This window comes from Shewanella xiamenensis (genome assembly GCF_024971755.1).
GTDB lineage: Bacteria > Pseudomonadota > Gammaproteobacteria > Enterobacterales > Shewanellaceae > Shewanella > Shewanella xiamenensis.
This window is the reverse complement of record NZ_CP079718.1, coordinates 1,235,773-1,257,011: the sequence shown is the minus strand read 5'-3', so window position 1 is coordinate 1,257,011 and position 21,239 is coordinate 1,235,773. Positions and strand designations below refer to the sequence as shown.

The window sequence follows — 21,239 nt, the reverse complement described above, 5'->3', positions numbered from 1 at the left end:
ATTACCCCTGCTCGTCAGCGAGTGCGGCTAATAAATCTGCCTGATGTTCTTGCATCAGCGGTCCTAAAATCGCATCCAAGTCACCCTCCATCACTTCGTTTAAGCGATATAGGGTTAAGTTAATACGGTGTTCACTCACGCGGCCCTGCGGGAAGTTATAGGTACGAATCCGCTCAGAACGGTCACCACTGGCGACCAGACTACGACGAGTTGACTCTTCAGCGCTGCGGCGTTTTTCATCTTCTACGGCTTGGATACGCGCCGCTAACACGCTCATTGCTTGTGCGCGGTTTTTATGTTGCGAGCGTTGATCCTGACATTCCACCACAATCCCAGTTGGAATATGGGTAATACGAATGGCAGAATCGGTTTTGTTAACGTGCTGACCACCGGCGCCCGATGAGCGGAAGGTATCAACCTTAAGATCGGCAGGATTGATGGAAATCGCCTCAGCTTCAGGCACTTCATGCATTACTACCACAGTTACTGCGGAAGTGTGAACTCGGCCTTGGGACTCGGTTTCAGGTACACGTTGAACGCGGTGACCACCGGATTCAAATTTGAGTTTACCGTAGGCGCCTTCACCACTGACTTTAACGATGATTTCTTTAAAACCGCCATGCTCGCCTTCGTTCGAGCTCATGATCTCGAGCTGCCAACGGTTGGCTTCAGCATAACGGCTATACATACGGAATAAGTCGCCCGCGAAGATCGCCGCTTCGTCGCCACCCGCACCGGCACGAATTTCGATAAAGGCGTTAGTGTCGTCGTTAGGATCTTTTGGTAGTAACAGAATTTGCAGTTCGGCTTCGAGACGTTCAAGTTCAGCTTTAGCAGCCTTGATTTCTTCCTGCGCCATTTCACGCATTTCAGCGTCATCTTCTTCCAGCATTTCCTTAGCAGACTCGAGATCCGCCAGTGCCTGCTGGTAGGCTTTAAAGCCTGCAACTACTTCTTCTAACTGAGAATATTCTTTGGATAACGCACGAAAACGATCCTGATCGGCAATGACAGACGCATCACCAAGCAAAGCTAAGACTTCTTCGTTGCGCTCGAGCAAGCCTTCCAGCTTGCGGATAACGGATTCCTTCATTTAACTCGCTAACCTTAGTTTTTATCTAATCCGAGCGCTGTTCTTAACTGACCTAATGTATTCAAATCCCCCTGACGGCTCGCCACCGTGAGGGCTTGGGTGGGTGCGTGAATGAGTCTATTGGTCAGGCGATTGGCTAGTTCAATCAATACCTGCTCAGTGTCGCCCCCCTGCGCTAATTTATTCAGGGCGCGTTCCACTAACTCATCCTTTATCGCCATGCTCTGGCTGCGATACTCGCGAATACTATCGACCGACTCTAAAGAACGCACCCACTCCATAAAGAGGTGAGATTGTTCTTCAGTAATTAATTCAGCTTGCTCGGCGGCCTCCTTACGGGAAGCCTTATTCTGTTCAATAATGCTATGCAGGTCGTCCACTGTATACAGAAACGCATCGTCCAAATCGGCGACTTCCGGCTCAATATCCCGGGGAACTGCTATATCAACCAATAACATAGGTTGATGGCGACGCTGCTTTAGCGCTTTTTCTACCATGCCTTTACCAAGGATTGGTAGCGGGCTGGCGGTAGAGGATATCACGATATCGGCTTTAGGGAGAAAATCTGGTATCTGTGCCAGCGTAATTGCCGTGGCATTGAACTCTTCACACATGCTTTGAGCGCGCTCTAAAGTACGGTTTGCCACTACCATTGAAGCAACACCGTTATCTTTAAGATGCTTAGCTACTAGCTCTATCGTTTCACCCGCACCGATTAACAGTACCTTAGTGGTCGACAGCGAAGAGAAGATATGCTTTGCCATGCTCACGGCCGCAAAAGCGACCGATACAGCAGCGGCACCGATTTCGGTTTCGGTACGCACTTTTTTAGCAACAGAGAAAGTATTTTGGAACAAGCGGTCAATAGTTAAGGCGACAGTACCGGCTTCTTTGGCTTTGACAAAGGCTTGTTTAACTTGACCAAGAATCTGCGGCTCACCCAGGATCAACGAGTCAAGACCCGAGGCAACGCGCATCAAATGCCTCACCGCCTCTTGTCCGTGATAATTGTAGAGGCAGGGCGCGACATCTTTATGCTCTAGGCCATGAAATTCTTCAAGCCATTCAATGATATCGGCCTCATCGCCATTGTTACAATACAACTCAGTGCGATTACAGGTCGAGACGATAACGGCTTCACCGGAGCGCGTACGACTGGCCAGACTCTTCATGGCATCATGAATTGTGTCTGGAGAGAAGGCGACTTTCTCACGCAGGTCTACCGTGGCTGTTTTATGGTTAATACCGATTGCTACAAGGCTCATCTGACTCTTTTCTAGATTCTTGGCGTCTATCTTAATAAGGGCATTCTACTGAATTGGCCCAACTAAAAACAGAATACGCTTAACAAAACCGAATAAAGGTCTAACTTCTTACCTAAATTTTCTATCAATGATAGACAATTACCGATTAGCACGACTGAAGTTATCCCAAGTGACTGCCAATGGAAATTTTACAAATGGCATTGGTATTCTTTCCAAGCCCTCGTATCATAAGGACTTTGGTATATCAGTTATAGATGAATAATTTGAAGCGCTTCACAAAATCCATTTTCTCTTGTATCGCCTTGAGCGGACTATTGTTTTTAGGCGGCTGTGAAACACTGCCGCCTATGACCGATCTCAGCCCTATTACGGTCGATAATGCAGCCCAAGCTAAAGCGTGGGAGCTACAGGGTAAACTCGCTATCCGCACACCTGAAGATAAGCTCAGTGCCAATCTCTATTGGCGCCACAGCGAGGAACGCGACGAGCTCACGCTCACGACGATGTTAGGTACTACAGTATTGACTTTGGAGGCGACGCCTCACTCGGCTCACCTACATATTGATGGCAAAGATTTTCGTGATAATAACGCCCAAGCCTTGCTTGAGCGCGTCAGTGGCTGGTCCATCCCGATTAATGATTTACCCCTGTGGATCACAGGACAAACTGGCAGTTTAGATCGCGTTATCGCCGTTGATAGTACAGGTCAAACTAAGCAACTGCAAAATGTGCAAACGCCACCACCTTGGTTAGTCACATTTTTAAGCTGGCAATCCCAAAGTGGCGCTAAGGTGCCTTACCAATTAACGCTCGAACGCGGTGATTTACAGCTCAAGCTTCAGCTCAATCAATGGCAAGCCTTAGGTAAACCCTCAATACTGCTCGGAGAAAAACCTTAGCATGTCCCAAGAGATTTCACGCAATTGGCCAGCTCCCGCCAAACTCAATCTGTTTTTGCATATCAACGGACGTCGTAGTGACGGTTACCATGAGTTGCAAACCCTATTTCAATTTGTTGACTGTTGCGATCAACTCGACTTTCGAGTGACTGACACACCTGAACTGATTTTGCACTCGAACATGTCAAACGTTGTCGCGGATAGCGATAACTTAATTCTGCGAGCCGCAAAATCACTGCAACAATCTACAGGTTATCGTGGCGGTGCTGAAATCTGGCTCGATAAACGTCTACCCATGGGCGGCGGTTTAGGCGGTGGCTCCTCGGATGCAGCCACCACACTTGTCGCCTTGAATCAGTTATGGAATACCCAATTGTCTCATGATGAATTAGCGGCAATTGGATTAAAACTCGGTGCCGATATCCCTGTTTTTATTCATGGTTTCGCTGCATTTGCCGAGGGAGTTGGAGAGTGTTTACAGACTGTTAATCCCGCTGAATTATGGTATTTAATCATTGCCCCTGACGCCCATGTTTCCACCGCAGCGGTATTCCAAGATCCGCAGCTGCCGCGTAATACGCCTAAGCTTGGCATTGACACTTTACTGAGCCAATCTTGGAGAAATGATTGCCAAGAACTGGTCGTATCTAAATACCCTCAAGTTGCCAAGGCCTTAGGCTGGCTGCTAGAATATGCGCCGTCGAGAATGACCGGAACGGGCGCATGCGTGTTTGGGGAGTTTTCGTCGCAGCAGCAAGCTCTCGCAGCCTTGGCGAAATTACCGTCTGATATGCAAGGATTTGTTGCAAAAGGGATGAATATTTCGCCGCTCATAGTGCGACTCAATCGTCCATAAACTACTTTCTTCTAGAGCAACTTTTTTCACGATAGCCCACGGGTCCGCTCCCGTCCCCGCATCGTCGTTGCTCTAGCCACTAAAATATAAAGCAAACGCCTGAGGTTCATACAGTGCCCGACATCAAGCTCTTTGCTGGGAATGCCACCCCCAGTCTCGCTAAGAAGATAGCCGATCGTCTATTTTGTAAACTCGGAGACGCAGTGGTTGGTCGTTTCAGCGATGGTGAAATCAGTGTCCAAATCAACGAAAATGTACGTGGTGCCGATGTGTTTATCATCCAATCCACCTGCGCGCCGACTAACGATAACCTCATGGAACTGATCGTGATGGTTGATGCGCTACGCCGTGCATCTGCTGGTCGTATCACTGCTGTTATTCCTTACTTTGGTTATGCTCGTCAAGACCGTCGCGTCCGCAGCGCACGTGTACCTATTACGGCAAAAGTGGTTGCTGACTTCCTGTCTAGCGTCGGTGTTGACCGCGTTTTAACCTGTGATTTACACGCTGAGCAGATCCAAGGCTTCTTCGACGTTCCTGTTGATAACGTATTTGGTAGCCCAGTGCTATTAGAAGACATGGTTGCGAAGAAGTTAGATAACCCTGTGGTTGTCTCTCCTGACATCGGTGGCGTGGTTCGTGCTCGCGCAGTGGCAAAACTGTTAGATGATTCTGATTTGGCCATTATCGATAAACGTCGTCCACAGGCAAACGTTGCACAAGTCATGCACATTATCGGCGATGTTCAAGGCCGTGACTGCATTATCGTTGACGATATGATCGACACAGGCGGCACTCTGTGTAAAGCAGCTGAAGCCTTGAAAGAACATGGTGCAAACCGCGTATTTGCTTACGCAACTCACCCAGTGTTCTCTGGTAAAGCGGCTGAAAATATCACCAACTCAGTGATCGATGAAGTGATCGTCACAGATACCGTACCTTTAAGCCCTGAAATGCTGAAAGTGGCGAAAGTGACTCAACTGACGATGTCGGCCGTATTGGCGGAAGCCATTCGCCGTGTAAGCAACGAAGAGTCTATCTCTGCAATGTTCAGCCACTAATCTTACGGCACTTGCATAAAAAAACGCACCTCAAGGTGCGTTTTTTGTTTGCGCGTTTTAGCTTTGGTCTTAGTTTACATTTTAGGATTGAATCGACTTCTGCCTTATCCATCCACAAACCGCGCCTCAAAATGCTATAGAAACGCCCCCCAAGGTGCGTCTCAAGCATAATCGTTTAGATCTTAAAATGGCTCACAGCACTCACCAAATACTCGGCTCGGGTTCTTAACTCGTCCGATGCCGAAGCATTAGCATCGGCGGCATGGGAAGATTGCTCCGCGATATCGCGGATGACCACAACATTCTTATTCACTTCAGCAGCCACCATACTTTGCTCTTCAATTGCAGCAGCAATCTGCGTACTCATATCCATAATGTTTCGAACGTCATTATTGATAAGCTTTAGTAATTCTCCCGCTGCTGCGGCCTGCTCAGCACTCTCTGCACCTTGTTTTTGGCTCGCATCCATTAATTGCACAATAGAACGGGTTCGACTTTGCAAGGTTTGAATAATATTAGCAATCTCCTGTGTCGATGTCTGAGTTCGCATCGCTAGACTACGCACCTCATCAGCCACAACAGCAAATCCACGCCCCTGCTCTCCAGCACGCGCCGCTTCAATCGCCGCATTGAGTGCGAGTAAGTTGGTTTGCTCAGCAATGCCGCGGATCACATCAAGCACACTGCCAATGGTTTCGCTATCGCGCTCAAGCTCGTCCACCACTGAAGCACTCGTATTAATTTGCTCAGATAACTGTCTAATTTTAAGAATCGTCTGCTCTACCTCAGTTTGCCCCAACTGAGCGTTATCATGGGTTTTACCCGCTTTGAGTGCCGCAAGCTCGGTCGTTTTAGCGATTTCATCAATGGTGGCGCCCATTTCGGTAATCGCGGTAGCCACCATATCGGTTTCGTTAAGTTGCTGCGCAACACCTTCAGAAGCAAGCATGGCATTCTCTGAGACACTCTTACTTGAGGTGTTAATAGTAGAGACAGAGTCAATAACCTGCTCGATAAGCTGCTGGAAACTGCCCACCATGCTATTGAAATGCTGTGCAATTTCGCCTAACTCATCTTGCGTTGATGCATCGCATCTTAGGGTTAAGTTTTTACTCACTTCGATGCGTGAAATGACCTGTGTAATGCGCGCAACGGGGTTAATAATGCTACGGATTATTAGGTAAGTAATTATGCCGAGGATTAATGCAATCATCAGAAAGACAGCGATTCCAATATTCCTGCTGCTCTTTTCTGTATCTTCGATAGATTTAAGAGCAAGTTTATGCAGCTCATCGGCGCTAGATTCTGTTAATTTATTCGCGGCGATTAACTGTGCCATCGTGCCCTGTTTTTCATCTAAACCCAGTTGCTGCTCTTTACTAACGAGGCTTTTAAAGTCTTTTTGATATTGTTCGATCAATGCAACAATTTTATTTTGCGCATCAATATCTAAACTTGATGCCCTTAAGCTGCTATTAAACAAAGCAATATTGGCATCGAAGGTCTCGACATAGCTCATTTCGCGGCGCAACATAAAATCTTTTTCATTGCGTCTAAGCTGCAACATGGCAACTTGCAAAGAAAGTTGATCGTATTCCTTCAGCATGGATTCCACATTATGCACCGCAGTTCTTAAGGTGCCATAGAGACCTGTTTTGGGTGTTAAGCCAATTTCTTGTTGCAGTTGAACAACCTCATTAAAGGCCTGTTGATATTGATTTAAATTGCGGTCAAAACTTTCGAGGGAAGTAATAGGTACATCGTATTTTTTAAAGATTTTTTCAAGCTTAGGAATCATGTCATCAATTGAGGCATGAACTTGTTTATGTTTTTCAACATATTGAATATCTTTACGGCCAAAAAAGTCCTTTTCATTTTTACGCAGTAACAACACGTCACGCTCAAGTTCGAGCACGTTTTGCGCCGCGTGGGAGAGTTCCGACTCAACTGAATTTGTATAAAGCTGCAATCCAAACATGGCTATCACGGCCGTTACAGATACGGCAGCACTGAGTAACAATTTCGAGCGGATTAACATAAAAAGCCCCTAATAAATAACATCTCTTAAAAAGATAGTTGGGAGTCACGTCTTTTACAGTAAATATAGCCTTGACATAAAAAGTTCATCTTTCATTTATTGTTTTATCCGCTTCGGAACTTTCTCCATTTTTCGATTTACATTGACAGCCAAGTATAGTGGCAACTATGCAAGTATAATCTGTGATTTTACTTTCATAGAGTTATCATTCAGAATACCAACTGGTATAAAACCTGTAAGTTCATAAACTTAACTCTAAATTTTTGCCACTAATTTTACTATAAAACTCGAACAAGTGATGCTAAATGAACTGATAAAAAATTTATTTTTATCAGATACAAACCTTTTGTGCTTTTCAGAGCGTCCAATCTATAAACATTCACTCAGATGACAGGAAAAGGCTGTGACGGCAGGGAGACTCCCACTCAACAATGCAATGTCAGAATTTGACCTCATCACCTTGGCTAGCCAAGGTAATAGAGCCGCATTTAAGCAGCTGTATTTACACCATCATCCAAGGATATATGCCCTATCACTGCGATTATCTGGCCAAGCCTCGCAGGCAGAAGAAATCACCCAAGAGTGCTTTATTTTGGTGTGGCAGAAATTGCCGCAATTTAGGGGAGAGAGTCAGTTCTCCACTTGGTTACACAGCATTTGCGTGAATCAGGCACTGAGCTTTATCCGTAAGCAAAAGTCGTTTTGGGCACGTTTTATCCCAATGGAGAGTGACGATGAACATTCAAGCGCCGATGAACATTATCAAGGGTTAGACAAGTTGATCCTAAAACTGCCAGAGCGGGCGCGTATCGTGTTTGTACTCTGCGCGATTGAAGGCTATCAACATGAAGAAATTGCACAATTACTTGGTATTGCCGTGGGAACCAGTAAGACCCAGTACCACAGAGCCAAGCAATTACTACAGGAGATGCTGTAATGTCCTTATCTAATAATGCTCGCGAGGCCAAGCTCCAGCAGTTGATTGATGATGCTCCCAAAACATTAACGCCCGAACGGGATCTTTGGCAAGGCATCGAAAAACGTATGGATAAGCCATTGGCGTCGCAACCAGCGAGTCGCCAAGCGCCGCTACTACAAGGCGCGCAATGGGCGATTGCCGCAACTATAGTGCTGGCGGTGTTCTTCGGGTTCTACACTCAAGCTCCGGTAAAAACGTCGCTCCCAGAACAAATCGCCAGCCAAGCTGCGGATGATGAACAAGTGCTGCAAGCTCTGCTAAGCCAAATAGCCCAGACACATCAAGCCCAGGTGACGAGCCTCGAACAGACCCCAACGGTAGTCGCTTGGCAAACGAGCCGCTTTAGCGCCCCGTTAGAGCAAGGCTTAGCGGAATTACGTCGTGCAGGCGAACAGATTTATCAAGCATTACAGGCTAATCCAACTGACAAACAACTTTGGCAACTCTGGCTTTGGGTGCAACAACGTGAACTCGATTTGCTACAACAAGGCCAAAAACTTCCGATTCAAAACTCAACACAAGGAAATAGCATATGAGCCATTTTACCCTCACGAAAACCAGTCTATTAGTGTCAACACTTTACCTTGGTCTTATGGGCAGCGTGTTCGCCGCTGAAAGTGTGGATAAACAGTTACCCATTAGCAGCGATACTCTGCTGCAAATAAAAATCCAACGGGGCGACGTGCAAATTCAAAGCTGGGATAAAAATGAAGTCAGCGTGACCGGCACTTTGGATGAGCTAAGCGAAGGTTTTGTCTTTGAGCAGAAAGGTAACAATCTGAATATCGAAGATAAAATGCCACGCCACTATAACGGCAGTGACAACAATGGCTCAAAGCTCACCATTAAAGTACCTAAAACCGTTAAGCTCAATGCCGATACGATTTCAGCTAATCTACAAATCAGCCAGACCCAAGGCGAGCTTGAACTCAATACCGTTAGTGGCAATATCAGCGCCGATAATTTGGGGGGTAATCCGACGCTACACACTGTCTCAGGCGATATCACCACCAAAGGATTAACAGGTAAAGTGATGTTAGATACAGTTTCTGGCGAGATTAAAGATTCTGAAAGCAAAGGCGAAATTAAATACCGCTTAGTCAGTGGCGATCTCAGCAGCCAAACCTTAGCCGACAAAGTCAACGTCGAGCAGGTTTCAGGCGAAATTAATGGCGACTTTAAAACCGCTAAAGAAGTTAATGTACGTACCGTTAGCGGCGACACCCAAGTGTCGCTAGCCAAAGCCTTTAATAAAGCCAATCTTGAAAGTGTCAGTGGCGATATGACTTTAAGCTTTGCCGATGTGCCCGATGCCAGCTTCGAGCTCAATGGCGGCCCAGGCGGCAAAATCAAAAACGGCTTGAGCCAAGATGTGCCACAAAGACAAAAATACGTGCCGAATGAATCCTTAAGCTTCCAAACGGGTGCTGGTAGCGCCAGTGTGAAGATGGACACTATTAGCGGTAATCTGATCCTGAAAAAACAATAGCCTTATCAGAAAACACGAATTAGCAATAAAAATGCCGCTCATCAGGAGCGGCATTTTTTTAGCCAAATGGTGTTAAATCGAGGCGATTTCTTCGCTCGTCAGATAGCGCCATTCGCCAAGGGCAAGTTCGGAATCTAATTCAATTCTGCCAATACTTTCACGATGCAAGCCAACCACATGGTTGCCCACTGCGGCAAACATTCGCTTTACTTGATGATACTTACCCTCGGTAATGGTTAAACGCACCAACTGTGGCTCAATGATTTCAAGCACCGCGGGTTTTGTCAGGCCGTCCTCGTTTCTAAGCTCCACTCCAGCGGCAAAGACGCCAATCAGACTCTCGTCCACAGGCTCGGCTAACGTCACTAAATAACGCTTGCCACAGTCTTTTTTCGGCGAGGTGATCCGATGCGACCATTGACCATCACTGGTGATAAGCACCAAGCCTGTGGTATCGGCATCTAAACGGCCAGCAATGTGTAATGCTTCAGGCTTTTCGATATCCAGCAAACTCAATACCGATGGATAGGCTTCATCTATGGTCGAGCAAATCGTATCAACGGGTTTATTGAGCATAAGATAACGCTCACCAACGAGGGAAATAGGCTCGCCGTCAAGGCATACTTGCATCCCCTCAAGCACTTTAAAGCCAGAGTCTTTGACCACAACGCCGTCACAGGTAATCTCACCACGGTGTAAGGCTTTTTTAGCTAGGGAACGTGTAAGTGAGGTACTTTCACAGATAAATTTGTCTAAACGCACTTGATGACTCAACTTCAATAAATGAAAACTGACGTATTATGAGCCCAATCAATAAAAGGACAAAGCCTAAACTAAAACGACATCAGTACGTCGGCGTAAATAAAATAAGTACCTACTAACTCGGTAATGCTTGCATACGGTATGTTTGCTGCTTTTTAGGTCAATTTAAGTTATGGTAATTTTTAGTTACAACTGCCAGATAATAAATCCATCTTTAAAAGTGTAATCACCTTGTTTCGATTCCCACTAAAGCATTAACATACGTTGCATTGCGCCTGAAGCAATCCCATTTAGAACCCAAATAGCCCCTGATATGGGCACAATAACAAACTCGAAGGAAACGACATGAGAAAAGTACTCATTGGGGGACTGTGTGCCTCACTTATCGCGGGCCTTACTGCCTGTAATGATAAACCAGCACAAGTTAGCGCGCCCGAAACCGCTAAAACCGCCACAGCTGCCGCTGTCACTAAAGCATTGGGTTCTGGTATCGAATTTGACAACTTTGATAAATCAGTACGTCCACAGGACGATTTCTATAAATATGTTAACGGTACTTGGCTAAAAAAATCTGAAATTCCAGCCGATCGCACCAGCATTGGAGCCTTCTACGATCTGCGTGAAAAATCCCGTGACGATGTCAAAGCGATTATCGAAGAAGTCGCAGCTACGCCAAACCTAGCCGAAGGCACTGACGAGCAAAAAGTGGCCGATCTTTATCGTTCATTTATGGACACTGCCACATTAAACAAACTAGGTGTAACACCACTCAAAGGCGAGTTTGATGCCATCAACGCTTTAAAAGATAAAAACGAACTGGTTAAATACTTCGCCCATAGCCAAATCATGGGTGCGGGTACACCAATGGCTTTCTACATCGATATCGATGCAAAAAACTCTAGCCGTTACGCGACTCACCTGTATCAATACGGCCTAAGCCTGCCAGAAAAAGACTACTACTTTAACGAGTCAGAGCGTTTCGTTAATATTCGTAAAGCTTACTTGGCTCATATCGAAAAAATGTTCACGCTAGCTGGCCTTGCCAATCCAAAAGCCAGTGCAGAATCTATCCTCGCACTTGAAACCGCCATTGCCGCTAAACATTGGGATGTGGTTGAAACCCGCGATAGCACTAAATCCTATAACCTGTATCAAGTTAAAGATCTGCCAAGCTTAGCGCCAGATATCGACTGGACAGGCTACTTAGCGGCATTAGGTGCTGACAAACAAACCGATATTATCGTTAACCAACCAAGCTATATCCAAGGCCTGAACGAAGTCCTCAAAACGACCGATCTAGCAACTTGGAAAACCTACATGCAATGGCAAGTGCTTACCCACGCAGCGAGCAACTTGAGCGAAGACTTCGACAACGAAAACTTTGCCTTCTTCTCTAAAATCCTTAACGGTCAAGAAGAACAAGAGCCACGTTGGAAGCGCGGTGTTGCCGCAGTTAACGGCGTATTAGGTGAAGTGGTTGGTAAAGTCTACGTGAAGCGTCACTTCGCACCTGAAGCTAAAGAGCGTATGCAAGCACTGGTTGAAAACCTACGCGGTGCCTACGGCGACAGCATCAAAGATCTGACTTGGATGAGCGATACGACTAAACAAGCTGCGGCCGAAAAATTAGCGAAATTCAACCCGAAAATTGGTTATCCAAACAAGTGGGAAGATTACAGCAAGCTAACCATCAAAGCCGATGATTTAATGGGTAACGCGGTACGCGCAAGCGAAGTTGAGCACGCTAAGTCGCTAGCTAAGTTAGGTGCACCAATCGATAAAGACGAGTGGCATATGACCCCACAAACGGTTAACGCCTACTACAACCCAACCATGAACGAAATCGTGTTCCCAGCGGCCATTCTGCAACCACCATTCTTCAACATGGAAGCGGATGACGCTGTCAACTACGGTGGTATCGGTGCAGTAATTGGTCACGAAATGGGCCATGGTTTCGATGACCAAGGTGCTAAGTTCGATGGCGATGGTAATATGCGTGACTGGTGGACAGCGAAAGACTTAGAAGAATTCTCTGCCCGTGGTAAAGCCCTGATCGCACAATACGATGGTTACTATGTGTTTGACGATCTGCACGTGAACGGCAGCCTGACCTTAGGTGAAAACATCGGTGACTTATCAGGCGTGACTATTGCTTACCGCGCGTACAAAAAGTCACTCAATGGTAAAGAAGCTCCAGTTATCGACGGCCTGACTGGCGACCAACGTTTCTTCATCGGCTTCACCCAAATTTGGCGTGCAAAAGCCAAAGAAGAAGCTCTGCGTAACCGCGTAGCGACAGATCCACACTCACCAGCGGAATTCCGCGCACTGGGTGCGCTATCTAACATGCCAGAGTTTTACACCACCTATGATGTGAAACCAGGTGATGCAATGTATATCGCGCCAGAGAAACGCGTAAAAATTTGGTAATGCCAAATTAATTCAAGGTTGTAGCTAACGCGACATTATCATGAAAGCGCAATGGCGCCGCTCACAATAGCGGCGCCATTTTTTTAGGTGCGAAAAATGTGAACCTAAGCCAAACATGAACAAGTCTTCATCATTGATTCAGCTTTAATTAAGCCACGTCAGCCTATGGTATCCCTGTGATGTGTATCACTCCCATAAGGAAGTAGGCCGTTATGAATAAGTTGTTTCGTACCTTTTTTATCTTTCTACTCTTATTATCGACCCGCACTGGTGTAGCCAATCCTCTAGATATCAATGACAGCAGAGCCGAACGTAGCAGCTATAGCGCAAGGCAAGCTCAAAGCCATGATCTGCAAGGGCTATATGCACTAAATACCCAAACCTTCGACACACCACGCCAATCTTTAAGCTGTTTAGATAAACTGTATTCAAATGCCCCTATTGCCCAAAATGAGCTAGGTAACTTATTGCAACGAGTCACTACGGATACACAGGCGCAGGTGATTTTGCCCGACGTAAAAAGCTATCAACGCGCCGCCGAGAAGGTCGCCAGCAAATTTAAGGGGGATGCAAGCCAGATCACCGACCTTGCCCGCGCCAGCATTGTCAGTAACAGCATCTCTGAGCTGATGCAAAGCTATTACGCCTTAAGCGAGCAAGCTCAGGTCGTAAAACAGAAAAACCGTTTCGCCGAGCCTAAAGCCTCAGGTTATCGCGACCTTAACTTACTGGTGCGTTTGCCCGAAAGCGGCATGATTGCCGAGGTCCAATTACACCTTAAGGATATTGCCGACATCAAAAGCGGCCCAGAACACAAGGTTTACGAACAGGTTCAACAAATTGAGGCGAACGCGATAAAACAGCACCGAGGGTTAAGTGAATTTGAAACCGCTCAAATCGCTAAGCTGCGCCAAGAGTCCCATAAGCTGTATCACAAAGCTTGGCTGAACTATAAACGCGTCGATGAAGGACTGCTGCTGACTAACTCAGTTGCTTAATCACCCGTTTGTTTAATCGCTTAACCGTTTAACGCTGTACCACTTCCACTGTTGCGCTGGCTATTTGTGAAAACAGATGCCAGCGCTTTTTTATGGCGTAACCCCAAACTCAACCAAAGCGTCACTGCTGCAAATGCGCAAACAAAAGCCGAACTATCCCAGCTACAAGCTCACTGCCCTTCCCTCGCATCCAGCCTTGTTTCCCTATATAATCCCGCGCCATAAGGCGACCCTTAAGGACATTCCATGCACGACATTATTGAGCAACTCCAAGAACGCAGTGAAACCGTACCTGTGCCACTCGAGTTACCGACATTCGAGCAGTTAGTGGAGGTTGAGGAACAGATTTTGATCCCGCTGCCACGGGAATTAAAGGAATACCTACTCCATGCCAGTGATGTGATTTATGGTGCAATTGAGCCTGTGACCGCAGCCGATCCCTATTCACACACCTATTTACCCGAAGTCACCTGCTATGCTTGGTCAATCGGCTTGCCAAGGGACTTAATCGCCATCTGCCAATTGGGCGATGACTTTTACTGTATCGATCAGGATGGCCAAGTTCACTTCTGGCAAAATGGTGACTTTACCGATACCTATTGGGAATCCTTCTGGGAATGGGTCGAAGATATTTGGCTCAAAAACAAATACTGATTTTACCGAGATTTTATTTTTATCAACTTGAGAACCGCATTATGTCTAAAAATATTGGCTTGAACGCCATCGAAATGAGCTACTTACGCCAATCACTCAGCCTCAGTGCGGCTCAAGTAGGACAACTGACCAATCACAGCGAAGCCGATGTATTAGCGTGGGAAAATGCTGAAACACAGGCCCCTGAACTGGCACAGAAAAAGCTCTTAGATCTCGACGATATTATCGAGATGCAAGTGCTCAATACCACTGACGGCATCGAAGCCTTATTTAAGAAAGAGCCTAAGCGTCACTTGGCCTTCGTGGTGTATCCAACCCAAGCCGTTTACACCCAATATAACCCTGAATTTTTAAGCTCGCTGCCGTTAACTGAGCTATACAACACCGCTGCATGGCGCATTAAAAAAGAATGCAAACTGGTGCTTGAAGTGGATGTCAGCCTAATCAATTTGGACGTAGAAGCCTATAAAGCTTACCGTGAACAAAACGGACTAAGTGAGAGCCGTGAAAGCCGTGCGAAATGGGCGGCGACTCAGCTATAAACGCAAAATAACTTAATCAAAAGGGCAGAAGTGAATCTTCTGCCCTTTTGTTTTTAATGCCTAAATCAGATTAAGCCTGCGCCGCAGCAGCGACAGCATCCATTTTGGCCAACGCCGATTTACGCGAAGGACGCGCTGCAATTCTATCGCGATACGCCGCCAATTTAGGCGGGATCTGCTGCTCAAATAAAGTGCCCCACATCAATGTATGTGCCAGCAGAATATCGGCAACCGACAAGGTGTCGCCGAGTAAAAAGTCACTATCGGGCAGCATAGCTTCGGCCAAGGCCGCCGCCTTATCAAACTCCCACACAGCGCAAGGCATGATGGAAGGATGACGCTGCGCTTCCGGCAGCGCGAATTTATGCTTGCCTAGGGTCCATAGAGGCTGCTCGAGTTCGGTAATAATAAAGCTCACCCATTGATGATGAAGGCCCGATGCCGCACTTCCCGCTTCAGGTAACAACTTGCCAAATTTCTCCGCCAGATACAGGCAAATAGCCGCAGACTCAGACAACACAAGATTATCATCGGTTAACACAGGCACTTTGCCACAGGGATTGAGCGTTAAGAAAGCGGCGCTTCGGTGCTCGCCCTTATTCATATCCACAAACGAAAAGGCCCACTCGGCGCCTAACTCTTCTAGCACCCAGGCGACTCGTAATGCACGGCTGCGGGGCATGCCATATAAGGTGATCATATTAACGTCCTTTTAGTGATGACTGATTAACGAGAACGAAGATACACTGTGTCGCGGCAGAGTAACATACAAAAACGGCGCCGAAGCGCCGTTTCCAATGACTCAGCCAATGACTCGTTAGAAGTTCATTGTCAGCTTGGTGTAGATATAACGTCCCATAGGGTTGTGTACAGAAATCACATAACCATAGAGGTCGGTATCGCCGTCACCAATCGCAAACGGTGGCTCTTCATCGAACACGTTGTTCACGCCTAATGTCAGCTTAAACATCTCGTTGAAACGGTAACTGCCTGACATATCAACTAATAACTGTGCATCCACCATACGAGACTTGTTGGTTTCGAAGTCTAACACACCGTCAAAGTCGATATCTGGAGTATCTTCAAACTCACCGATATAACTCAGGTTTACGTTGGCGGCGAAGTTATCCATGGTCCAGTTCGTGGTGAGCAACCAGCGATGTTGTGGGAACTTGTACTCGCCAGTGTAATCGAGACCGTCTTTTTCGAAGTTATGTAAGTAGCTGTACTCTAAGCCAAACTTCAAATCACCAAAGTTATCTAACTCAAGGCCATAGTGGGTTGACAGGTCAACACCCTGCACATCCTGCGAGCTTAAGTTGATAAAGCTTGAGTGAATAATGCTGATAGGACCTAAGGTTTGACCCACTTGCGGTGCTAAACGCTCACACACAGTACTGTTTTGATCGTTACAGTTTGCGGTGTAAATATCACCCAATGGCTGCTTATCGATCTTGTTATCTTGAGTAATGCTGTAAACATCGAATCCGATATCAAACTTCTGGCTTGGTGCCCAAATCATCCCCAAGTTCCATGTTTCTGACTCTTCGGCATCCAACTCAGAGTTACCTTGGAATTCAGTGTTATAGTCGAGCGCTTCACAATCCACACCATCGGCGGCGCAGCGATAAGTATCGATAAAGAAGCTACTTTCGCGAGATGGGCCTAAACCGATTTGTGCTAATGAAGGTGCACGGAAACCCGTTGACCAAGATCCACGGCTCGTCAGCTCATCGGTAATCCCCCATTGGAACGCCACTTTAGGGTTAGTGGTTGAACCAAAATCGCTGTAGTGGTCATAACGACCTGCAAGTTGAAGCTCAAAGTTATCTGTCACTGGAATAGAGAACTCCACATAACCCGCGTATTGGTCACGAGAGGCCGCCGCAGAAACCGCTTCGGTACCGAAAATCAGCCCACGTTGGAACTGTTCATCCGGCACGTCGCTCACGCTTTCTTCACGGTATTCTACACCCGCTGCCATCATAATATCGCGGTCCGCCAGCGTGAACGCTTGACCCGAAATGTTCGCCGCATATGAAGTCATGCTCGACAAACCTTGGCGGACAAGGCTAGTCGTGATGGCATCAATCACATCCTGTGAGTTCATCGTGCCACCAAAAGGATTGTAGCGGCCTGCATCGATCTCAGCTTGTAGATAATCGGTTCTGACCCAACCTTGGCTACGATCGCCGGTTTGCATCGATTCACTGCGACCGCGTTGTACCGAGGCTTCCCAATCCCAAGTTTTGATAGTGCCACGTAATCCAGCAACTAAACGCAGGGTATCAGACTCAATATCCCAACGGCGTGCGCCCGCATCCACAGTACGGAAACGACCGATTTCAATATCTTTGCCCCAAGGATTATTAGGGTGGGTACCCGGTACAGTTAAGGCCGCATCTTCATCCAGAGGTGTGGGCGCACCACCCGCAATAGAGGAGTTATGTTGCGCCGCTAACTCGAGGAAAGCAGTCAAATCGTCATTGAAATGGTAATCGAATTGACCAATAGCCCCGATACGTTCAGCTTCAGGGATCACTAGGTTGTAAGGGCCGTAGTCGAATAGACAACTGCCACTAGCTGTTGCGCGATCGGGCGGACAGGATGGGTCGATAGTCTTCACGCCATCAACATAAAAATAACCGGGGAAACCACGGGAAGAGCGAAAATCCTCACCACCATAAGGACTTTGATCCGCAGTGCCAAAACGGCCTAAATCGGTCGCTGACAGCGTTTCGTTTTTAAAGTAATCAAGGATAATAGATGCACTGCCTTTTTCGGATTTGGTTCCCCACACAACACTCGCCGTGGTTTCATCGTAACCCGTACCAGGGGTATCGCCGTAACCTAAGTTAACCTCAATCCCTTCGATGTCTTTTTTCAAGACAATGTTGACTACGCCCGCAATCGCATCGGAACCGTAAATCGCCGACGCACCATCTTTCAGAATATCTATTCGCTCAATCGCTGAAACCGGAATGTTGTTAATGTCGACGAAGGAGTTAGTGATACCTTCAGCAAAAGCACTTGCCGCAACACGACGCCCGTTAATTAATACCAGAGTGGCGTCAGGGCCCAAGCCACGCAGACTGATCGAAGCTCCGCCGTTAGCTGTTGAGTCTTGGCTGTTACCACGGGTAGAGAAAGCACCTGCACCGTTCGCAGGCATCCGCTCGAGTAACTGCTGCAGGTTGTCAAAACCCATGTTAGCAATATCTTCTTTGCCGATGGATTGAATGGGTGATGGTCCCTCGATATCGGTACGCTTAATACGAGAACCCGTCACTTCAATACGTTCAACTTTATCAGCACCATTTTCAGCTGCATAGCTAACATTCGGGGCAAACGCCATTGCGATCGCGATAGCACAAGCATTGGGTAGAATCTGAGGTCTTTTCATTTGCATTCCCTAACTTTAGTATTGTTGGAATTAATTTACTTTAATTCAACTTTTTATTAACAATATTCAAGGTAATGTGTTGTGAAACAAAGTCAATGGCCCACTGAAAAAAGTTAAACTTTTGTTACTAATAAAAACCATGTATTTTTCAGCACAAACATCTCAAGATAGTTAACAACTCACTGCATAAAATAGGGACGAAAATGCAAGAACAAACGATTCATGAAGCCGAATTTGAAGCCAACTTAGGCATGTATTGGTTACTCGCTGGGGCCGCTTACTTCACCCTAAGCATTGTAGGTATACCTTTGTTATTGCTTTGGTTTCCTCTTGGCTTATGGGGGACGCGTCGCTATATCAACAATATGAGCGCGCGTCTCACCAGCAAAAAACTTATTGTGCGTAGAGGCATATTAACCCGCACCGAAAATACCGTTCCCTTAGATAAAATTACCGATATCGCCTTAATCCAAGGTCCCATAATGCGCCTAATGGGATTACATAAACTCACAGTCGAAACTGCTGGACAATCGGGAACGGGTGCCTTAATTAGTCTAGTGGGCATAGTCGATGCCCCTAGTTTTAGAGCACAGATTTTGGAGCAGAAGGAGCGCTTGAGTGACAAGCATCCACAATCTGAAACATTACCCGCTACAAACGATAATACGCTACTCGGCCAGCTTGTCGAAATAACCGCCAGTTTAAAACGTATCGAAGGCTTACTCGCATCCAAACACGATGCTTAACAGTTAATTCGATCCAAATTTAGAATGTATGCATTAATATCAAACAGATAAATTTTCACCGATAAGGAAGTACGCACCACGCCATGGACAACTATGAAGTTAAACCACTCTCCATCAATTGGACTGCACAGCTCGCCCTTGGCATAAAAGCCATGGGACCGGGAGTGTTGATGGCCGCCGCCGCGATTGGGGCTTCACATTTAGTATCATCCACTCGCGCCGGCGCAGAATTTGGTTGGCAATTGGCTTGGGTCATTCTTGGCGTAAATTTGCTGAAATACCCCTTCTTTGCCGCAGGTGCGCGTTACACCGCCGCCACGGGCGAAAGTTTACTGCATGGATATCTTAAGCAAGGTCGGGGTTATCTATGGCTATTCACAGGCCTCAATGTGATAGCCTCCATCGCCAGTACCGCGGGAGTTTGCATGTTAACTGCCGCCATGCTCACCCAGTTTATCCCCCTACCTATTGATGTGTTGGCGCTGTTGGTGCTAATAAGCTCACTGTTGTTATTGATTTTAGGTCACTATTCATTGTTGGACAGGCTAACTAAGATCATCATGTTTGCCCTGACACTCACCACATTAATCGCCGTCGCCTTGGCATTAGATCATGTAAAACCGCTAGCAAGCCAGTTTATATCCCCCTCTCCTTGGCAGTGGGCTCATGTAGGATTTTTAGTCGCCATGATGGGCTGGATGCCTGCACCGATTGAAGTCAGCGCATGGAATTCATTGTGGTTGCTGGAAAAACAAAAGACTTCACCGGTAACACCATCACAAGCTCTGCTCGATTTTAACTTAGGCTATATCGTCACCGCCCTGCTGGCAGTGGTCTTTCTAGCCTTGGGCGCCCTGGTAATGCATGGCAGCGGCGAACATTTTTCTGAATCGGGTGCCCAATTTGCAAATCAGTTAATCAACTTATATAGCCAAGTCATGGGCGGTGAAAGCAGATATTTGATTGGCATAGTAGCGTTTTTATGTATTTTCAGCACCACTGTCACCGTCATCGATGGCTATAGCCGCACCTTGAACATGGGCTGGCAACTACTCGCTCGCGCAACAGTCACCGAAGTCCAGTCGGATAAACGCCTGACAGGCATCATGCTCAGTGTCAGTGCGTTAGGATTATTATTAATCCTGTTTTTTAAGGGCGCGCTGCTGCCATTACTGGAGTTTGTGATGATCTTGGCCTTTATGACCACAGTGGTCTTTGCATGGTTAAATTATCGCTTAATGACCAGCAGCCAACTCCCAGAAGCTGACCGCTACGGCACAAAAATGAAATGCCTCTCTTGGATAGGCTTAAGTTATTTACTTATTTTTGCCGTACTTTTTATTTACTGGTACTGGGTAAAGGCCTAGCAGGTGTTCAACGCTAGCGTGATATTAATGATTAACACCACAAATACCGCTGAATCCTGCATCTTCAGGTTGTTTGGGTATATACTATCTGCTCTTAAACCAGACTGCGCAGCCGCGCCTAGAGATGACCATGATAAACAATGATATTTTGCGCCGTTTGCGCTTCGTATTCGATTTTAGCAACGCCAAAATGATTAAGATTTTTGCCAAAGTGGGTAGAGAAGTCTCCACCGAAGAGATGATTAACTTACTGCGCAAAGAAGAGGAAGAAGGTTATAAAGCCTGTAACGATACCACCCTATGTCAGTTTTTAGATGGTCTAATCATCGAAAAGCGTGGTCTACGTGAAGGTGCTGAAATTCCTAAACCAGTATCAAAATTAAACAATAACTTAATCTTCAAAAAATTACGTGTTGCCCTCGAAATGCGTGAGGAAGATATTGTGGCCACCCTAGCTCTCGCCGAAGTGCAAATGTCTAAATCTGAATTAAGTGCCCTGTTCCGCAACCCGGACCATAAAAACTTCAAAGCCTGTGGCGATCAGATCCTGCGCAACTTTATCCGTGGTCTATCATTAAAATATCGCGGCGTCTAATCCTGCTAGCATCAATGCAAATCTTGCTAAGATTAGCCTGAAAACTAAAAATCCGAATATCT

Annotated in this window: 19 protein-coding genes; 13 read left to right on the top strand and 6 right to left on the bottom strand. The window is 46.5% G+C overall.

Going from position 1 to position 21,239, the window contains the following annotated elements:
* Nucleotide 1: 1 nt before the first annotated feature.
* Both prfA and hemA read right to left on the bottom strand, forming a co-directional pair.
* A complete protein-coding gene (gene prfA / locus KXJ80_RS06675) occupies nucleotides 2-1,093 on the bottom strand; it encodes a peptide chain release factor 1 (RefSeq protein WP_218738017.1) in 1,092 nt (363 codons plus the stop codon).
* A 14-nt stretch (nucleotides 1,094-1,107) separates the two neighbouring features.
* On the bottom strand, nucleotides 1,108-2,358 hold the full coding sequence (gene hemA / locus KXJ80_RS06670; RefSeq protein ID WP_037422253.1) for a glutamyl-tRNA reductase: 1,251 nt from the start codon (nucleotides 2,356-2,358) through the stop codon (nucleotides 1,108-1,110).
* A gap of 254 nt (nucleotides 2,359-2,612) precedes the next feature.
* On the opposite strand from hemA, the gene lolB reads away from it, so the two are divergent.
* The 3 genes from lolB to KXJ80_RS06655 all read left to right on the top strand — a co-directional run bounded on the left by lolB (nucleotide 2,613) and on the right by KXJ80_RS06655 (nucleotide 5,174).
* Nucleotides 2,613-3,257, top strand: coding sequence for a lipoprotein insertase outer membrane protein LolB (gene lolB, locus KXJ80_RS06665; protein ID WP_037427848.1), 645 nt, complete (start codon nucleotides 2,613-2,615; stop codon nucleotides 3,255-3,257).
* A gap of 1 nt (nucleotide 3,258) precedes the next feature.
* Nucleotides 3,259-4,113, top strand: coding sequence for a 4-(cytidine 5'-diphospho)-2-C-methyl-D-erythritol kinase (gene ispE, locus KXJ80_RS06660; RefSeq protein ID WP_099457510.1), 855 nt, complete (start codon nucleotides 3,259-3,261; stop codon nucleotides 4,111-4,113).
* Nucleotides 4,114-4,226: 113 nt separating this feature from the next.
* Nucleotides 4,227-5,174, top strand: coding sequence for a ribose-phosphate pyrophosphokinase (locus KXJ80_RS06655; protein ID WP_037422243.1), 948 nt, complete (start codon nucleotides 4,227-4,229; stop codon nucleotides 5,172-5,174).
* A gap of 175 nt (nucleotides 5,175-5,349) precedes the next feature.
* Here the strand turns inward: KXJ80_RS06655 and KXJ80_RS06650 are convergent, their stop codons facing one another.
* On the bottom strand, nucleotides 5,350-7,212 hold the full coding sequence (locus tag KXJ80_RS06650) for a methyl-accepting chemotaxis protein (RefSeq protein ID WP_055647718.1): 1,863 nt from the start codon (nucleotides 7,210-7,212) through the stop codon (nucleotides 5,350-5,352).
* A gap of 403 nt (nucleotides 7,213-7,615) precedes the next feature.
* Between KXJ80_RS06650 and KXJ80_RS06645 the strand changes: the two genes are divergently transcribed.
* Genes KXJ80_RS06645 through KXJ80_RS06635 form a run of 3 tightly spaced genes read left to right on the top strand, consistent with a single transcriptional unit; the run spans nucleotide 7,616 to nucleotide 9,680 of the window.
* A complete protein-coding gene (locus tag KXJ80_RS06645; RefSeq protein WP_037422238.1) occupies nucleotides 7,616-8,149 on the top strand; it encodes an RNA polymerase sigma factor in 534 nt (177 codons plus the stop codon).
* The gene (locus KXJ80_RS06640) at nucleotides 8,149-8,727 is read left to right on the top strand and encodes an anti-sigma factor (RefSeq protein ID WP_218738016.1); all 579 of its coding nucleotides are present in this window, start codon (nucleotides 8,149-8,151) and stop codon (nucleotides 8,725-8,727) included. Before KXJ80_RS06645 ends, KXJ80_RS06640 begins: the two co-directional genes overlap by 1 nt.
* Nucleotides 8,724-9,680 carry a DUF4097 family beta strand repeat-containing protein gene (locus tag KXJ80_RS06635; RefSeq protein ID WP_099457507.1) on the top strand — a complete coding sequence of 319 codons (957 nt, stop codon included), beginning with the start codon at nucleotides 8,724-8,726 and terminating at the stop codon, nucleotides 9,678-9,680. Before KXJ80_RS06640 ends, KXJ80_RS06635 begins: the two co-directional genes overlap by 4 nt.
* A 72-nt stretch (nucleotides 9,681-9,752) precedes the next feature.
* Here KXJ80_RS06635 and rsuA read toward each other — a convergent pair whose 3' ends face one another.
* Entirely contained in the window at nucleotides 9,753-10,442 is a 690-nt protein-coding gene (gene rsuA, locus KXJ80_RS06630; protein ID WP_259474639.1) for a 16S rRNA pseudouridine(516) synthase RsuA, read from the bottom strand.
* 345 nt (nucleotides 10,443-10,787) lie between these two features.
* Here rsuA and KXJ80_RS06625 point away from each other — a divergent pair, with 345 nt between their 5' ends.
* From KXJ80_RS06625 to KXJ80_RS06610, 4 genes are all read left to right on the top strand, one after another.
* Nucleotides 10,788-12,872: a M13 family metallopeptidase gene (locus KXJ80_RS06625; protein WP_259474638.1), complete on the top strand. Its 2,085-nt coding sequence runs from the start codon at nucleotides 10,788-10,790 to the stop codon at nucleotides 12,870-12,872.
* A 212-nt stretch (nucleotides 12,873-13,084) separates the two neighbouring features.
* Nucleotides 13,085-13,870: a RelA/SpoT domain-containing protein gene (locus KXJ80_RS06620; RefSeq protein WP_169547136.1), complete on the top strand. Its 786-nt coding sequence runs from the start codon at nucleotides 13,085-13,087 to the stop codon at nucleotides 13,868-13,870.
* Between the two features lie 246 nt (nucleotides 13,871-14,116).
* Nucleotides 14,117-14,524 carry an SMI1/KNR4 family protein gene (locus tag KXJ80_RS06615; protein WP_011623923.1) on the top strand — a complete coding sequence of 136 codons (408 nt, stop codon included), beginning with the start codon at nucleotides 14,117-14,119 and terminating at the stop codon, nucleotides 14,522-14,524.
* A gap of 41 nt (nucleotides 14,525-14,565) precedes the next feature.
* Nucleotides 14,566-15,066 carry a DUF4447 family protein gene (locus KXJ80_RS06610; RefSeq protein ID WP_037422226.1) on the top strand — a complete coding sequence of 167 codons (501 nt, stop codon included), beginning with the start codon at nucleotides 14,566-14,568 and terminating at the stop codon, nucleotides 15,064-15,066.
* A 70-nt stretch (nucleotides 15,067-15,136) separates the two neighbouring features.
* Here the strand turns inward: KXJ80_RS06610 and KXJ80_RS06605 are convergent, their stop codons facing one another.
* Together KXJ80_RS06605 and KXJ80_RS06600 are read right to left on the bottom strand one after the other, a co-directional pair.
* Nucleotides 15,137-15,766: a glutathione S-transferase family protein gene (locus KXJ80_RS06605; RefSeq protein ID WP_218738013.1), complete on the bottom strand. Its 630-nt coding sequence runs from the start codon at nucleotides 15,764-15,766 to the stop codon at nucleotides 15,137-15,139.
* Nucleotides 15,767-15,883: 117 nt separating this feature from the next.
* A complete protein-coding gene (locus tag KXJ80_RS06600; protein ID WP_037422221.1) occupies nucleotides 15,884-18,469 on the bottom strand; it encodes a TonB-dependent receptor plug domain-containing protein in 2,586 nt (861 codons plus the stop codon).
* 203 nt (nucleotides 18,470-18,672) lie between these two features.
* Here KXJ80_RS06600 and KXJ80_RS06595 point away from each other — a divergent pair, with 203 nt between their 5' ends.
* The 3 genes from KXJ80_RS06595 to KXJ80_RS06585 all read left to right on the top strand — a co-directional run bounded on the left by KXJ80_RS06595 (nucleotide 18,673) and on the right by KXJ80_RS06585 (nucleotide 21,177).
* The gene (locus KXJ80_RS06595; protein ID WP_218738012.1) at nucleotides 18,673-19,215 is read left to right on the top strand and encodes a PH domain-containing protein; all 543 of its coding nucleotides are present in this window, start codon (nucleotides 18,673-18,675) and stop codon (nucleotides 19,213-19,215) included.
* Nucleotides 19,216-19,298: 83 nt separating this feature from the next.
* Nucleotides 19,299-20,582: an Nramp family divalent metal transporter gene (locus KXJ80_RS06590; RefSeq protein ID WP_218738011.1), complete on the top strand. Its 1,284-nt coding sequence runs from the start codon at nucleotides 19,299-19,301 to the stop codon at nucleotides 20,580-20,582.
* A 130-nt stretch (nucleotides 20,583-20,712) separates the two neighbouring features.
* On the top strand, nucleotides 20,713-21,177 hold the full coding sequence (locus KXJ80_RS06585; RefSeq protein ID WP_037422212.1) for a YehS family protein: 465 nt from the start codon (nucleotides 20,713-20,715) through the stop codon (nucleotides 21,175-21,177).
* The last annotated feature ends 62 nt before the right edge of the window (nucleotides 21,178-21,239 follow it).